Source organism: uncultured Streptococcus sp. (assembly GCF_938036805.1).
Taxonomy (GTDB): Bacteria; Bacillota; Bacilli; order Lactobacillales; family Streptococcaceae; genus Streptococcus.
In genome coordinates, this window is sequence record NZ_CALHWC010000199.1 from 1 (window position 1) to 15,965 (window position 15,965).

General features: G+C 36.9%; 12 protein-coding genes and 2 pseudogenes. 10 read left to right on the top strand and 4 right to left on the bottom strand.

Features of this window, described 5'->3' with window-relative positions; all coding sequences use genetic code 11:
• Positions 1-511: DHH family phosphoesterase (locus Q0191_RS08625; protein WP_297665654.1), on the bottom strand; the 511-nt coding region annotated here is incomplete at its 3' end.
• Between the two features lie 105 nt (positions 512-616).
• Positions 617-1,206: pseudogene (locus tag Q0191_RS08630) on the bottom strand (HD domain-containing protein).
• Between the two features lie 156 nt (positions 1,207-1,362).
• Here Q0191_RS08630 and Q0191_RS08635 point away from each other — a divergent pair.
• The 10 genes from Q0191_RS08635 to Q0191_RS08680 all read left to right on the top strand — a co-directional run bounded on the left by Q0191_RS08635 (position 1,363) and on the right by Q0191_RS08680 (position 13,471).
• Positions 1,363-2,499 (top strand): phosphoribosyltransferase domain-containing protein, encoded by a 1,137-nt coding sequence (locus tag Q0191_RS08635; RefSeq protein ID WP_297665656.1) that lies wholly within the window; start codon positions 1,363-1,365, stop codon positions 2,497-2,499.
• A gap of 11 nt (positions 2,500-2,510) precedes the next feature.
• Entirely contained in the window at positions 2,511-3,602 is a 1,092-nt protein-coding gene (locus Q0191_RS08640) for a cysteine protease StiP family protein (protein ID WP_297665658.1), read from the top strand.
• A gap of 188 nt (positions 3,603-3,790) precedes the next feature.
• On the top strand, positions 3,791-5,359 hold the full coding sequence (locus Q0191_RS08645) for a YceG family protein (protein WP_297665660.1): 1,569 nt from the start codon (positions 3,791-3,793) through the stop codon (positions 5,357-5,359).
• A gap of 15 nt (positions 5,360-5,374) precedes the next feature.
• Positions 5,375-6,505, top strand: coding sequence for a toxic anion resistance protein (locus Q0191_RS08650; RefSeq protein ID WP_297665662.1), 1,131 nt, complete (start codon positions 5,375-5,377; stop codon positions 6,503-6,505).
• Positions 6,506-6,597: 92 nt separating this feature from the next.
• Positions 6,598-7,197, top strand: a complete 600-nt coding sequence (locus Q0191_RS08655) for a TerD family protein (RefSeq protein ID WP_297665664.1) — start codon at positions 6,598-6,600, stop codon at positions 7,195-7,197.
• 25 nt (positions 7,198-7,222) lie between these two features.
• Positions 7,223-7,918, top strand: a complete 696-nt coding sequence (locus Q0191_RS08660; protein WP_297665666.1) for a TerD family protein — start codon at positions 7,223-7,225, stop codon at positions 7,916-7,918.
• Positions 7,919-7,935: 17 nt separating this feature from the next.
• A complete protein-coding gene (locus Q0191_RS08665; RefSeq protein WP_297665668.1) occupies positions 7,936-8,574 on the top strand; it encodes a TerD family protein in 639 nt (212 codons plus the stop codon).
• A gap of 99 nt (positions 8,575-8,673) precedes the next feature.
• Complete coding sequence (locus Q0191_RS08670; RefSeq protein ID WP_297665670.1) at positions 8,674-11,304, top strand: calcium-translocating P-type ATPase, PMCA-type; 2,631 nt, start codon at positions 8,674-8,676, stop codon at positions 11,302-11,304.
• A gap of 285 nt (positions 11,305-11,589) precedes the next feature.
• Positions 11,590-12,372, top strand: a complete 783-nt coding sequence (locus Q0191_RS08675) for an HAD family hydrolase (RefSeq protein WP_297665672.1) — start codon at positions 11,590-11,592, stop codon at positions 12,370-12,372.
• 22 nt (positions 12,373-12,394) lie between these two features.
• A complete protein-coding gene (locus Q0191_RS08680) occupies positions 12,395-13,471 on the top strand; it encodes an HpcH/HpaI aldolase/citrate lyase family protein (RefSeq protein WP_297665674.1) in 1,077 nt (358 codons plus the stop codon).
• 48 nt (positions 13,472-13,519) lie between these two features.
• On the opposite strand, the pseudogene Q0191_RS10495 reads toward Q0191_RS08680, so the two are convergent.
• Both Q0191_RS10495 and Q0191_RS08700 read right to left on the bottom strand, forming a co-directional pair.
• Positions 13,520-14,503: pseudogene (locus tag Q0191_RS10495) on the bottom strand (IS30 family transposase).
• Between the two features lie 145 nt (positions 14,504-14,648).
• The gene (locus tag Q0191_RS08700) at positions 14,649-15,668 is read right to left on the bottom strand and encodes an acyltransferase (RefSeq protein ID WP_297665678.1); all 1,020 of its coding nucleotides are present in this window, start codon (positions 15,666-15,668) and stop codon (positions 14,649-14,651) included.
• Between the last annotated feature and the right edge of the window lie 297 nt (positions 15,669-15,965).

Genomic DNA, 15,965 nt, shown 5'->3' on the forward strand with positions numbered 1-15,965 from the left:
GATCCGTCACGATAACATCCACGCCCAGAGACTGGGCCAGCTCGATAGCTTCAAGTCCCGCAACACCATTGTCCACTGTAATAATGAGCGAAATTCCCTGATTTTCAATAAAATACTTGTAAACACTACTATTAGGACCATAGCCATCCGTAAAGCGATTGGGCAGATAGACCTGACACTCAGCCCCCAGCTGGTCCAAGGCTTCCTTGACAATAGATGCCGAGGTCATCCCATCAGCATCATAATCGCCATAGATCAAAATCTGCTCGTAATTCTCAATCGCTGAGCGAATGCGCTCCACTGCCCGCTCCATATCATGCAGGTCATAAGGGTCGTGAAGCTGATCTAAACTAGGCTCCAAAAATTCCTGCAAGGCCTCTTCAGTCTGCACACCTCTTTGGTAAAGAAGACTGGCAGCGGCGGGTTCTAATCCAGCTTTCTTAGCCTTTTTTAAAAATTTTTCGTCTGTAAAATTAGTGGCAAACTGCCAGTCGTATTTTGAGCTAATCATGATAAGTGAAACACTCTCTCCGTTCAATCTTGTCTGAATATTATAACATGAAAAGACTGGTTCAACCAGTCTCAAACTTCTTATCTTCGAGCAAGGTTCTCAGCCTCACTCATCTAGGTAAAGCCCCTTAGCAACGCTTTGCTCAATGACTTCTTGAGCCAATTCCCAAAGAGTTTCAGAGGTTTCTTGGATAAAGGATTTTTTCGCAATAACCTGCGACTTGGTCAGGCCATGAGGATTGTCATGGGGCTGTGCGACTTCCAAGTGATTGAGTAGGGGGACCAAAGCATCCCTCACTCGGGCATATTTAGCCTCTATGCTAATGCCGGTTTCAAATTCCTGCCAGAGCTCTAAAAAGGAATCCTGATGATCTGACGGCAGATTGTCCAAACTGATTTTCAAGGAGTCTGCTCTCTATCGTAAGAATCGCTCTTGCCCGCGTCGTCAAAGATAAAGGTATCGCCAGCATATATTTCGCCCAAATCATGAATCAATAACATTGACATGACCTTTTCCAGATTGACTTCTTCAGGGATATATTCTCGAAAGACTAGCGCCATGAGCTCCCCCTGCCAACTATGCTCAGCAGAATTCTCAAAACGATAGGCGTCCAAGGTTCGATTGTTGCGATGAGTGGCTTTCAGCTTTTCCAGCTCATTTGTAAAAGCTAACTGCTGCTGTAGATGTTCAAACATAGGGAAAATTCTTTTGAAATGTTTTTATTATTATATCACAATATCCTCAATATGATTGTCAAGATTTGTCTGAAGTATAAAAATGACAGTTGAAATAATTAGTGATATACTAAGACAATAAAGGTTAATTAATTGCAAACTTTGAAAGGAATAATAATGACCTATCTTTTAAAAGTAGAAGATTTTGTTAATATAGAAGAAAATAAGAGTTCCTTCGTTATCAATGATATGGTTGCTATTTGCAAGCGAAATAATAATCCCAATCGAGACTATTTATTTGTTAATAAATATCAAGCTAAGCATTATCCTGTTAAAGCCCATAACACGCTGCAGCTATTTTACGAACTATATCAAGAAATAAAAAGGCAAATTCCTTCTGACAAGCGTATTTTGGTTGTTGGTTTTTCAGAGACGGCTACTGGGATCGCCCAGGCAATCATGCATATGGCCTTGGAAAATAAAGATCTGAAAACTGTCTTTTATTTACAGACTACTAGAGAAAGCATTAACACAGATATCCAAAATATCTCTTTCGAAGAAGAGCATTCACATGCAAGCACACAAAAATTATATTACCGATCAGATATTCCTGATTACGATATCGTTTTGTTTATCGAAGATGAAATAACAACAGGAAATACAATTGTTAACTTTATTGAAAAATTTCAAAAAGTTAAAGACGGTATTTCTTTTGCAGCCGCTTCTATATTAAACTGGCAAAATACAAAGAATCGTAAGATTTTTCAAGAAAAAGAAATCAAAAGAATATACCTAGTCAGTGGACAAATGAGAGATAATACTCCTCTCATAGAACTGAAAGAAACAACACTGGAAAAACCAAGACTAACTTCAGACGTTCACTATCATTTATCTGACAACCTCAATCCTCGAACAGGTCTCACTAAAGAAGAGTTTTTAGTCTTCCAAAAAACTGCTCTAAATCGATTAACTTCGCAAGTCTCTCGGAAATCTAAAAAAGAAACAATAGCTGTCATTGGAACTGAGGAAAACATGTGGTTACCAATTAGACTAGCCCAAGAACTTGATGCAGAGGTTCGCTCCACCACAAGAAGTCCTATTTCCCTCTCAAGTGAAGACAATTATCTTTTCCATAACGGCTTAGCTTTGGCCAGTGCTTACGAAACGAATAGAATGACTTTTCTTTACGATATTGAACGTCATTATGACCAAATTATCATCGTCTATGAGGTTATGACTGATGCATTTCGAGCAGCTCTTCAAAATAAACTGCAGCCCTTTAGTAAGCAAACATTAATTTTTGTTAAACAATAAGAAAGGCTTTTATGAATTTAGTAAAAACTAGTTACCCTGAATCCGATGTAACCATCCTCTTACAAGATGTGCGTGGAAAGGTTCCTGTATTAGACACTGCTGAAAGAGAAAAGTTAAATCAACAGGGCGTTCACTATTCCGAAATGCTACCTCTAGAATATGCCCCAACAGAGCGCTATATGAAAATCTATCAAGAAAGCCTCGCAACTCTTTCTTTTGAGACTGCTAACGCTATAGCAAGTCTTTCTGAAAAGATTTTCAAGAAAAAAGGAGAAAATCTTGTTTTAGTTTCCTTAGCAAGGGCAGGGACTCCTATAGGTATTCTAATAAAAAGGTACCTTCACTATAAGTATCAGCTTGATGTGCCACATTATAGTATTTCTATCATTAGAGGTAAAGGGATTGACATAGCTGCCATGAATATTATAGCCAACAAGCACCATCCTAAAGATATTCAATTCGTGGATGGTTGGGTTGGAAAAGGAGCAATAAATACTGTCCTAGAAGAAGCCTGCCAGAGGTTAGCAGAGGAAAATAAACTCTTTTCCGAACTTGATCCTACTCTAGCTGTACTCAGTGATCCAGCTTCGGTAACACCGCTTTATGGTACTCGTCAGGACTTTTTAATCCCTAGCGCTTGCTTAAATGCTACTGTCAGCGGCCTCGTCAGCAGGACGGTCAAATTAAAAGAAATGAGTGACGACGAGCTTCACGGAGCCGTTTATTATGCAGAAAACGAAGCTTACGACCATTCATTGGAATTCTTAGATAAAGTGCAATCCTATTTTGACCAAGTTCAATTAGATTATTTCAATCCTTCACAAGAAGAGCTCAATGAGGATTTCAAAGGATTGGACGAAGTTAAGAAAATCGCCCAATCCTACAACATTAGTGATATCAATAAAATAAAACCAGGAGTTGGTGAGACAACTAGAGTTCTGCTTAGGCGCCTTCCAGACAGGGTATTAATTCGAGAAAAGGCTAATCAAAAATACCTTAAACATATCCTTCAATTATGTGAAGAAAAGAAGATCCCAATCGAATATGTCAACTTACAGAAATATAATGTTTGTGGCATTATAAAGGAAGTCGCTGATTTATAGTTTATCTCTTGACAAAGACCATTTTATAAATATACAATGGTATCTATAAAGCAGGGGAGAGCAGACTTTAATAAGCTATCTCCAGTGATTTAGGAGGTACAAAGCAAACCATCTGCACCCTTCGTTTAACTTTTATACAAAGAAGACAAAAGATGTGACATTATAATCGTAGAAAGCAGGTATATTTCATGTCGACCAGTCTGCAAAATCTGCCCTTTGAACTTTGGCGTTCAATCACAGAACGAAAAGGAATACAAGCCACTTTCGCTCCTGTTTTTACACGATATATCGGGGTTGAAAATCAAAGTAAATATGATAGTGTATTAAAAACTATTTTGGTAAAAGCTCAAGAGGATTCAACTCACACTATTTACTTTGACGGTCAAATCCCAATGGATGCAGATTTTGATTTCATTAACAGCATAAAAAACGAGCTTGCTTCAATGGAAGTTAGTCAAATAGCCAGTCAGGATATTACACTCTTTGAAGATGCAGAGCTCAATCACCAATTTCTGATTGCTCTAGAATATATAACAAACCTTGCTATCCGTCAGGAAAATTTCCTGAATAACAGCGTAAGAAATAATTTCATTTGCAAAATGCTCCTCTATGCGTACTTACATATTTTCAACTTATCCTATCAAGATAGAGATTACCTTACAAACAAGTGCATCTACTATGGTAGTATTTCCAAACACGATATATATTTCTTGCTGTTACTAAATCGCTTTGGATTTGATGTCATTTATATCAATCCACTAAAAGATGATGAAAATTTTGCTCTAGTAGACTCTGAGCAAATCAGTACTGTCCATAAAAACACTCAAATCCTACCTATCCAAAGTTGGGCAGAAAGAGCTAAAAATGGACAAATTATAGAGGAAAATCGTTCAATTACACTGGATATAGAAACACAAATTGAAGAACAGTTATTTACAAATTCTGGCATTTATAGGCCTTGGCAGTTCCGAAATGGAACGACAAGCCCCATTTTTTTCAATTCAACTTTAATTGATGTAGAACAAAATTGGAACGCACCTGCAAAAGTTCGGAATGGATTTAGGACCGTTGAGAAAACAGTCTATGTCCCACATTTCTTTTTTGAAATAGAGGGAGAATATAATCCAATTGACAAGTATGCCCGCTTGGTCAATATCTGCTCTTCGTCTGACAATACGCTCGTTTTAACATCCAATGGTGATGAACTGATTACTCACGAAATTAATGATTCCGATAAGTATCAGCTTATGTTTTGTCAACTCAGTAATGGAAGTTTTGATATTGAGGAGATTATGAAGCTCCCATTCTATCGCTATGCTCCTTATAACGATGAAACAGAAAAATTCCTTCTCAATAAGATTAACGAAACCATTGCTGATACTCGACTATTCAAACAACCATTGACAGTATCCAAAGAAGAAATATTAAACTTTGCATTGTTGATTCTACAGTTGGATAAAAGAGTAATTCGACTCATAGATAGCTTTGATTTTACTGGCTTTATACCCAAGATTGTATTTTTCTTGGAAGGCGAAACTCAGTTATCAAAAAATACTTGCTATGTCCTTGCCTATCTTGGAAAAATTGGTTTTGACATCATCATTTTTTCACCTGCCGGCTTATCTGATCTGAACTCTTATATTAATGCAGAGTACTTTAACACTATCAGGTTAGATGTTATAAACTATGAGCAAAGTTTTCAAGCTATTCAACGAAAGCAGAAAAAACAAAATTTCTTCAGTAAACTTTTTAATTAAAGAAAGGAAAACAATATGCCTATCAACACAGGAAGTTTTGATTCGACTCCCCAAGAGATTGAATCAACTGAACTTGAACTTGCTAAACCAGAAGTCCTAGCTGACAATTTAGCTTACAAGCAGAAGCTGAGATCACTGCCTGAGGTTCAGAACCTCACCAATGAGATTGATATTACTAATGTCAACTCAATTATGGCTTTCGGTCAAAAACCGAGTGAAGGGATTTCTCAAATATCTGATGCTCTACTATCTTCTATGCGGAGAGTAGATGCAGAGGAAGCTTCTCGAATGCTCGTCCAACTCACTAAAATCATGGATAAATTCGATATTAAAGAAATTGAAAATCCAGAAAAAGCATCTGCTCTGCAAAAATTATTTGGTAAAATAAGGAATAATATTGATAAACTTTTTGCTAAATATGAAGATATGGGTAAAGAAGTTGATCAGATTTATACCATATTGAAGCAATATGAAGTTCAGATTCACCAAACCCAAGAAAATTTGGAAAAACAATATAAAACGAATGTGGCCTACTATGAAGAATTAGAAAAATATATTGTTGCTGGCGAGATCGCTCAAGAAGAAATTGAAGCGTACAGTAAGCAGGTCTTAGCTCGCACGGATATGACAGAACAAGAAAAACAAACTCAACAGCAAAAACTGAGCATGATTAAAGATATGCTCGCTCAACGAACTTATGACTTGCAAATTGCTGAAAACGTGGCTATGCAAACCTGTCCTATGATTCAGACCATGCAAATGTCTAACTTTAATCTGATGCGGAAAATCAATTCTTCCTTTATTATCACATTGCCAATCTTCAAGCAATGTTTGGTTCAAGCTATTCAATTAAAAAGACAGGAAATTCAAGCTAAATCTATCAAACAATTGGATGAAAAAACCAATGAACTTCTAATTCGTAATGCACAAAATACTGCTAATCAATCTGTTAATATTGCTCGTATGGCTGGTGGAAGCTCTATTCAAATGGAGACTCTTCGTACAACTTATGAGACAATCAAAAAAGGAATTGAAGAAACCAAGCAGATCAATAATCAAATTGCTGAAAAACGAAAAAGTGATTCTATTGAGTTAGAACATATGAAATCTGACATGGCTGAAAAAGGTTTTATAAGCGGTCATTGATATCACTTAAGATATGGTAGCAAAAACTCTTACTTGGCTTCCCTTAAGCTAAAGAGTTTTAAAAATATTATGATTCAGAAAGGAATATCTATATGGATTTCACTCATTTAAACTCTGGCAGCTCTGCTGCTCCTCTTAACCTCTCTAAAGGGAGCGTTTTAGATTTAACAAAGCAGGCTCCTGCATTAAAAAATTGTATTCTAGGTGGCGGATGGGATATGGCTGTTGCTGGACCCACTGCTGACCTTGACTTAGCTGCCTTCTTAGTTGAAGAAAACGGCCGCGTTGCACAAGTACCAAATGATGTTATTTTCTTCAATAATATGTCTGCAGCTGGAATTCGTCTTGAAGGTGATAACCGTACTGGAGAAGGCGAAGGCGACGATGAACGAATCCAAATTAATCTTGATGCAATTGAACCTCGAATTAAGAAAATTATCTTCTTCATTACTATTTTTGATGCAGTCACTAAACGTCAGACTTTTGGCATGATTAAAAATGCTTTCGTCCGCCTCCTAGATGCCGATAATAACGAACAGGAAATCTGCCGCTATGAATTGAGTGACAGTTATTCTGCTGACACTTCTGTAACAGCTTGTTCCCTCAGTCGGACAGCTAATGGTTGGGCTTTTGAAGCTATCGGTGAGGGAGCTATCGCTGACCTCAACCAACTCTTGTCTCGCTATATGTAATTAAGAAAATAGAAAGGAAAATATTATGGGACTTTTTGGTAAATTATTCGGTGGAGATGAGCAACAAACCCAATCTCCTGCTGCTAACACACCTATTCAAACTGCTAGTACGGAAGGGCGTGAAGTTACACTCGATTTAAATAAAGGAGGCATGCTTAACCTCGCAAAGAATGACTTCCTTAATCTTTCTAAAACGGATTTCTCTTTAGAAAATATCCGAGTATCAGCAGGATGGGATGTTAAGACAAGTTTCTTTGGCTCCGACTTCGACCTTGATCTTTGCGCCTTCCTTCTTGATGCTTCTGGTCATTTGACCCGTTCAGTTAATAGCCTTGTCTATTTCGGTAAAAAGAAATCTCAAGGTATTCAGTTAGATCATGATAACCTTACTGGTGCTGGTGACGGTGATGATGAAAACATGTTTGTGAATTTCAATAATATTCATCCAGACGTGGCTCAAATCGTTGTAGCAGTTGTTATCTATTCTGGTAAAAATCGCAAACAATATTTTGGCCAAGTAAAGAATGCCTACGTTCGTTTAGTTGATCAGGCACAACGTCCTGAAAAAGAAATCGCTCGCTTCAATTTATCAGAAGATGGTGGTAAAGCGACGGCCGTTAAATTTGCTGAACTTACACGCACTGTCAATGGTTGGACTTTCAAAGCAGTTGGAGAATACCTAAACGCTTCAATCCAAGACATTGAAAAATCTTACCGTTAATCAGAAAGGAATCTCTCATGGCTATTAATTTCACCTCACTTGGCGGACCTGCCAATTCTACTCCAACCCCCACTGAAGTTGCTCCTGCAACTGGAGGTGTATCTCTTGATTTAGAAAAAAATACTATCCTAAATTTAGCGAAAGCTGCTCCGGGCCTTACAAAAGTTGACTTGTGCGCTGGTTGGGACGTATCTGCCGGTGGTGCAGATTTTGATCTTGATATTTCTGCATTCCTATTAAATGAAGCAGGTAAAATTACTTCTGCTAGTGATGTCATTTTTTATAATAACAAAACTGCTCCTGGGATTTACTTAAATGGTGATAACCGTACGGGTGCAGGAGATGGTGATGATGAAGTTATCAGTTTGGATTTAGCTACTCTCTCACCAAGTATCCATAAAATCATTTGTGCTATTACCATCGATCAGGCTATCGCCCGCCGCCAAACTTTCGGCATGGTTAATAATTCCTATGTTCGCTTAGTTAATGTCGAGAACAATTCTGAACTTTGTAAATTCCAGCTGAAAGATGATTATTCGACCGATACAGCTGTTGTCTTTGCAGAACTCGTAAGAGATGGTTCAACTTGGGCTTTCCACACCATCGGTGAAGGAAAACAGGCTGATTTAAATGGTATAGCTGCACTCTTTAGCTAAAGACAAACAGTAGCCATATCAAGTTTTATTGACATGCGAAAAAGAGACTGAACACTATTGTCTCAGCCTCTTTATTTTTAGAAAGGATAAATAAACCAAATGAATAACTTTAAAGGGCTAAGCTCAGCTGAGGTTGCAGCAAGTAAATCAGCTCATGGTGACAATAAACTTTCCAGTAAAGAAGCCAATTCACTTCTCTCCATTTTTATTGAATCATTTAAAGATCAGTGGATTTTGATTCTGCTTGCTGCCTTAGGTCTCAAGATTATTTTCAACTTTATCGGTATGATTTTCCCAGGTATTGGTGAAGCAAATTGGTACGAAGCAATTTCCTTGATTTTTGCCATTCTTCTATCAACTGGATTTTCAGCTATCTCACAATATCAAAATGAGCAAAAGTTTAATACATTACAAGAAGAAGCAAGCAAAACTAATGCTAAAGTCTATCGTGACGGTAAACTTAAAGAAATTTTAGTAGATGATATTGTCAAAGGGGACCAAATTCTACTTCAAACTGGTGATAAAATTCCTGTTGATGGTATTATTCTTGCTGGGGAATTAAAAGTAAATCAAGCTATCTTGAATGGAGAAAGTGAAGACGCTACAAAAATCGCTTTAGGTGATCATGTAGAACCAGATAGTCAGGACCTCTTTACAGAATTAAAAATCTTCCGTGGAACTGTGGTAACATCTGGTGAAGCTGTTATGGAAGCAACTGATATTGGTGACCATACTGTTCTTGGAAGCATCAATACCTCTCTCCAAGAGGATGGGAAAGATTCTCCATCAAAAGAGAAATTGAACAAACTGGCAGAAAATATTGGTGTTCTTGGATACAGTGCTGGTGCGGCTTACTCTGTCATCAATCTTATTCTTGGTTTACTCGCTTTAAATGCCGCAAATAATTTAAATCTCTCATCTATTTTCTTATTAGTAATTGAAACAATTCTCTTTGCAGTGACTATCATTATCATGGCAGTTCCAGAAGGGTTGCCTATGATGCTGGCTCTTGTGTCTTCAATGAACTCAGGCCGCTTATTAGCTCAGAATATTCTGGTTCGCCATCCAGATACTATTGAAACAGCTGGTTATATGAATATCCTTTTCAGCGATAAAACTGGAACAATTACAGAAGGAAAACTATCTGTTGTTGATTTCTTCCTTGGCGATGGAACTCTTTATGAGACAACCGATGAGAGTTCTGCTGCTGATTTCTCTAGTATGTCTGAAAAGTTACTCAAGCAAGTTATTCATGGTATTGGTTTGAATAATGACGCTAATATTGCAGACGGTATAGCTGTCGGAAGTAACGCAACTGACCGTGCACTTTTAGATTTTCTAATCAACCGTAATCTCTTAGATTTCGATACAAACACTATTGCTGAAAAAGAACAGTTTAACTCTGCTAAAAAATATGCTAGTGTTACAACTAAGTCAGGTGAAATTTACATCAAAGGAGCACCAGAATTTATTTTAGATGACTGTCATTTCTATCTTGATAAAAACGGAAATAAGACTGCTTTTACTACTCCTGATAAAGATAAATTCTCTGCTATCTCTTTGGAACAGGCTAATCGTTCTATGCGTCTTCTTGCTATTCTTAAGAAAGAGGGAGCAGACAAAATCTTGATTGCTGTTGTATGTATTCGAGACAATGTACGAGATTCTATTAAACAAACTGTTGAAACAATGAATAAGGCTGGAGTTCAAGTAGTTATGGTTACAGGGGACCGTAAAGAAACAGCTGTCGCTATTGCTAAAGAAGCCGGAATTGTTACCAGTGATACAGACTTAGTACTAACCCATGATGAGCTAGAGAACCTCTCTGACGAAGAATTAAAAGCGCAACTTCCTAATATGAAAGTTGTAAGTCGTGCCTTACCAATGGATAAGAAGCGCTTAATTGAAGCAGCTCAAGATCTTGATATGGTTTGTGGTATGACCGGTGATGGTGTCAATGACTCCCCTGCTCTTAAAGCTGCTGATGTTGGTTTCTCTATGGGAGACGGAACTGAGGTTGCCCGTGAAGCCTCTGATATAGTTATTTTAAACAATAGTTTGACGTCTATCGAAAAAGCTGTGCTTTACGGCCGGACAATGAGCAAATCAGTTAGCAAATTCATTATTTTCCAGCTGACAGTTAATGTAACTACTATTGCTATGTCTCTTCTCTCTCCTCTTTTTGGTCTGAAAGAGCCATTTACAATCATTCAAATCCTTTGGATTAACCTTATCATGGATACACTAGCTGCTTTAGCATTTGGTGAAGAACCTACCTTAAAACGGTATATGAATGAAAAGCCAGTAGCTAAAAAAGCTAATATCCTGACAAAATATATGAAGTCTGCTATTGGAGTTGCTAGTATCTTCATTACTCTTGTCTGTCTAGCTATTCTTAAAAATGTAGCTGGTATTCAAGATTTCATCACTAATGGAACTGGAAACTTTGAAATGGTGACTACCTTCACCTTTACTGTGTTTATCTATGCGATTATCTTCAATTCCCTCAATACTCGCAGTACCGGTCTTAATGTTTTTGAACATATTTCGGAAAACAAAAAATTCTCAATTGTCATGATCTCCATTGCTATTGTTCAATCTTTAATCATTCAGTTTGGTGGACAGGTTTTCAATACTGTTCCTATGGATATTGAACACTATATTGTAGCACTTGCTATTGCAGTTCTGATTATCCCTATAGACTTCATCCGAAAAGCTCTTACAAAATAAATGTTAGTTATAGAAAGGCTGAAACACTAGTGTTTCAGCCTTTACTTATCGGCTCTTTTATAGTAAGATTGGTATAGTTTGATGAATTACACACTTTGATAACTAAAATTTATTCTCTTAAGTCATTTAAGATTATAATATTGTTTCATTTAAGTTTGAACAAAAATTTAAGACTATCAATCTAACTTTCATAACCTTAAAATATAACTGCTTGAAATTAAAAAAGAAATTTTTGTTTTCTATTAAAATTTTACACCTATCAGTCCCAAAAAAGAGAGGAATATTATGCTTTTTGCTACTGATTTAGATCGAACCATCATTTATTCTAATAAGTTTGTTGAAAATTATCAGACTGTTTCTTGTGTAGAACATCTAGACGGACATGAAATCTCCTATATGAGCCATAGAGCATTGGAATTACTGGCTCAAGTCAAAACTCGCTGTGATATCCACTTGGTTCCAATTACAACTCGCTCGCTAGCGCAGTTCTCACGCATTATCCCTCTACAAGACTGCCCTTATGCTGTTGTTGCTAATGGCGGAATCATTCTGCATAAAGGTCAACCTTTAAAAGTCTGGCAGGAACACATCGAAAGAACTCGACAAATACAAGCTTTAGATTATCCTAAAATCTTAGACATTTTAACTAAATATCAAAAATACTTAACTAGAACTCCATCTTTGGTTGACAATTTATTCTTTTTTACTAAAGTTACCGAAGATCAGGATATCGTTCAAGAATTTATCTTGCCAAGTCTTGAAAAAGATTTAAAAAATTTAGAATGGGCTTTCACTCTTCAGGGGCTTAAACTTTACATCATCCCTAAAGAAATTTCTAAAGAAAACGCTCTTTCTTTTTTAAAAGACTATCTCAAAGAAGAATTTCTAATTACTTCGGGTGACGGAAAATTAGATGCTGGCTTCTTATCTTTAGGCGATATAAAAATGATACCAAAGAACAGTGAAGTTTACCAGCTTATCGATAATAAAGATAGCTATACGATTGTTAATCAAGGAATAGAAGGCGCTGAGGATATTCTTTCAGTAGTCCTTGAACAAAAAACTTAAAAGTGTTGAATGGAAGATTTGAATGAAATTTACTTATGATTCTATACCCCTATTTAAAGAAGGTTGCCAATTTAATCAAAATTCCCCAAAAGATTTATTGCAATATGCAATAGCTGGACTTCTTTATATGCCCGCTCATCGAACTCAGATAGTTGATGAAATCATTGCTGGCCTCCATCCTTGCTGTAGCTCAATCTGCCTAGATCTAGAAGATTCTATTGGAGATGGAACTGTTCACCAAGCTGAATTACAACTCTTTGAGACTTTAGACAAACTGAATCAAGCCTTGGAAACTGGCCAGCTAGATTTTGATTCTCTCCCTTTAATTTTTATCCGAGTCCGTTCTTCCCAACAATTTAATCAAATGCTCGACCATTCTTCTCCTGATATCTTTAAACTAGTTTCTGGATTTAATTTTCCTAAATTTGATTCTACTACTGCTCCTGCCTACCTTCAAGTTTTCGACAATTTTAGCAAAAGAACAAATCATACATTTTACATAATGCCAATTCTTGAAAGCAAGAGCATCATGAAAAAGAATACCAGAATGGAAGAACTTCTTTTTATATCAGAGTTATTAAAACCCTATAAAGAGCAAGTTTTAAATATCCGTGTGGGTGCAACTGATTTTAGTAATATTTTCGGTATTCGTCGTAATGTCCACCAGACTATCTACGATGTTAAACTTATTGCTGACTGTTTAACAGATATCTTAAATATTTTTTCCGCAGATTATATCTGTTCAGGACCAGTATGGGAATACTTTAATAGCCAATTTCAAGACGGGAATTGGGCTCATGGATTGAAAAAAGAGCTAGAGTTAGACAAACTTAATGGATTCATTGGAAAAACTTGCATCCATCCTTCTCAGCTAAGCCTTATTGCTGAGAATAACATTGTTAGTTTAGAAGACTACCAAGATGCTCTGACCATTCTTAATACAAATCAGCAGCAAATTGGTGTAATAAAAGGATATAAAGAAAACCGGATGAATGAAGTGAAGCCGCATAGCAAATGGGCAAAGAAAATTATCCAGTTAGCAGCAGTCTATGGCATAGCTGAAGGAGATAATACAAAGGATAATTCACTGAAATCGTAGAAGGACATACAAAAGTGTTCAGTCTAACTTTTTATTTGACTTGAATTGTCAAAGTAAGTGCACAATTTTACCATAAAATACTTCATAAGGAGTTTTCCAGTTGAGACACTTTCGTAGTCTATTATTTAGTTTGTCTTCCCACAGCTGAATGGTGTGCTCGTCAATGAATGTTAAGTCGCTCCCTTTGGGAAAATATTCTCGCAATAATCCATTGGTATTCTCATTAGTCCCTCGTTGCCATGGCGCATGAGGGTCTGGAAAATAGACCCCTACCTTTAATTGATTGGTCAAGTCTTGATGATTCGTGAATTCTTTTCCTCTATCTGGAATGACGGTTTCTTTCGGCAAAGGCTCCAACATTTGTACCATAGCCTCTATGACAAGTTTGCTTTTCTTGACCGCTACCTTCTTGATTTTAAGAAAACGAGAATAGCGATCGGTTAGAGTCACTAAACAAGCTTTTCCAGTTTTACCTGCAACCGTGTCTACTTCCTAATCACCGATCTTAGCTCGCTTGTTTGCTTCTTCGGGTCTTTCGTGAATGGTATGAGAAATAGGGATTTTCCCTCTATTTTCGACATAACCTTTTGTATGACGTGGTTTCCCACGATGACGAAGTTTGCGAATCACACCACGAGCGTCATGTGACAGCTTGTCGTCAAAGTGACCGCGACAGATGGCTCTATAAATCGTTTGATAACTAATAATCGATTTCCCATATTCTAGGCACAAACGGCCTTCTATTTCCTAAAGAGACCATTGGCAATCGAGAAAAAGGTGCTTGACGGTATTGCTTAAATGGTGATCTACTTCAAGCTTTCTCTTTCGCCCACAGTGTGACTTAGCATTGTGGTAAGATGCTTGTGCTTTGTTGGGAGAATAACTTCCTGATTTTGAATGTCGCTTCCACTCCCGACTAATGCTGGAAGGATGACGATGAAGTAATTTTCCAATTTGATAAAAGTTTAGTCCTTTTGTACGGTAAATCAGAATACTTTCGCGCTCATCTATGGTAAAATGGTGATAGCTCATAAGATTTTCTTTCGTAACTAGTTCGTTCAATTCTATTTTACTAGAAAATCTTATGAGTTTTTATTGTACACTTATATTGTATATTCAAGATATAAAGAAATAGTAACTATTCATCTTAAACATACCAAATTCTTTAGCGATAAATTTAACCCTTCCTTCGCCAGCGGATCACTAATTCTGAAGTCAGATGAGTCAGGATAATCGTCAGAAGGAAGACCCAACGGCCCTTTTCCCACTTGGTCAGATGCTGGAAATTAAGAAGAAAAAAAGATAAATCAATGAAGATGGGATGAAGGAAGAAATAAAAGATACTTAGGTCTTTTAAATGTCTCCAGTTTTTTTCTTGCTTCCATCTAGTTTTTAACAGCCAATTGAATAAGAAAAAACTAAACGGAATAAGAGCAAAGAAAAAGTTTTTATCTAATCCCTGCCTGAAGTAAATCAGCACTCCTTCTGCTACTAGCAAAAGACTTGATAGCAGAAGTAAAATCCTGCATTTTTTGTGTAATAACTCTATATGTCTATAATCAGCTAGAAAGTAGCCTAAATAGATAAAAATAGGCGTATAGAAGAGACCATTTCTGCTAGTAAAAAAGAGCTTAGCATAAGCATCATACCAGTCTGTTAAAAGACTAGGAGCCAGATAGGCGTGATAAGTCTCAATGGCACCTAAGGCATATAGAACCAGTAAAAGGACAAATGTTTTCTTGGGGCCTAATTTCTTATATAAAAAATGGACCAACTGTAAACCTAATAGAAAGGCGGGAATGTACCAAAGTTGATAACATAAGCCTATATACAGAAGCCCAGCCAATAAGGCTAAAGGAGCATAATGTTTAGGAAGTGGCAAGGTCCAAAAATAGGCCAAGGCATAAGGGACATAAATCCCGCTCCACAAAAGATACTGCTTCAAAACACGCTTAATATACAGCTTCATTTCCTGCTTCTTAGCCAAGCTGGATTTAAACATAAAAGCTGATGAAATCAGGAAAAAGGGCACTGCCATACGACCAAACATACTTTTCTGAGTAAAATGCAGGACTTCATTCTCAAAAAGCCGCTGACAATGCACCAAGATTACCAAAATTGAAGCCAGATACTGAAACAAACTGAGCATGGCGTAGTTGACCGGCTGCTCAGGCTCTCTGACACTTCTTTCTGTCATAAATAGTTCTCCCTAGGAAGATTGTGCTTAATAAATGGATTTAGTGCTTCCTCAGACAAAGATGCTGAACGGCAGCGGTCTACCTGTCTTACTACTTTCTATTAAACATTTAGATCTGCAAACTCTATTATTTAAAAAATATAGGATAGTAAACATGATAAGCTAGAAGAAAAACTAGTAAAAAAATAATAACTTGGGAAAGATATAGAATTTTTTTGCTTTTCTTTCCTTTTCTCCCATATTGGCAATAGAGATAAAGAGAAAATGCCAACACAGAGTATAGTTGACCTAGGAAAA

Excerpts from the sequence above, each read along its gene's own strand:
- Q0191_RS08635 (WP_297665656.1), top strand. The coding sequence starts at position 1,363 with ATGACCTATCTTTTAAAAGTAGAAGATTTTGTTAATATAGAAGAAAAT.
- Q0191_RS08640 (WP_297665658.1), top strand. The coding sequence starts at position 2,511 with ATGAATTTAGTAAAAACTAGTTACCCTGAATCCGATGTAACCATCCTC.
- Q0191_RS08645 (WP_297665660.1), top strand. The coding sequence starts at position 3,791 with ATGTCGACCAGTCTGCAAAATCTGCCCTTTGAACTTTGGCGTTCAATC.
- Q0191_RS08650 (WP_297665662.1), top strand. The coding sequence starts at position 5,375 with ATGCCTATCAACACAGGAAGTTTTGATTCGACTCCCCAAGAGATTGAA.
- Q0191_RS08655 (WP_297665664.1), top strand. The coding sequence starts at position 6,598 with ATGGATTTCACTCATTTAAACTCTGGCAGCTCTGCTGCTCCTCTTAAC.
- Q0191_RS08660 (WP_297665666.1), top strand. The coding sequence starts at position 7,223 with ATGGGACTTTTTGGTAAATTATTCGGTGGAGATGAGCAACAAACCCAA.
- Q0191_RS08665 (WP_297665668.1), top strand. The coding sequence starts at position 7,936 with ATGGCTATTAATTTCACCTCACTTGGCGGACCTGCCAATTCTACTCCA.
- Q0191_RS08670 (WP_297665670.1), top strand. The coding sequence starts at position 8,674 with ATGAATAACTTTAAAGGGCTAAGCTCAGCTGAGGTTGCAGCAAGTAAA.
- Q0191_RS08675 (WP_297665672.1), top strand. The coding sequence starts at position 11,590 with ATGCTTTTTGCTACTGATTTAGATCGAACCATCATTTATTCTAATAAG.
- Q0191_RS08680 (WP_297665674.1), top strand. The coding sequence starts at position 12,395 with ATGAAATTTACTTATGATTCTATACCCCTATTTAAAGAAGGTTGCCAA.
- Q0191_RS08700 (WP_297665678.1), bottom strand. The coding sequence starts at position 15,668 with ATGACAGAAAGAAGTGTCAGAGAGCCTGAGCAGCCGGTCAACTACGCC.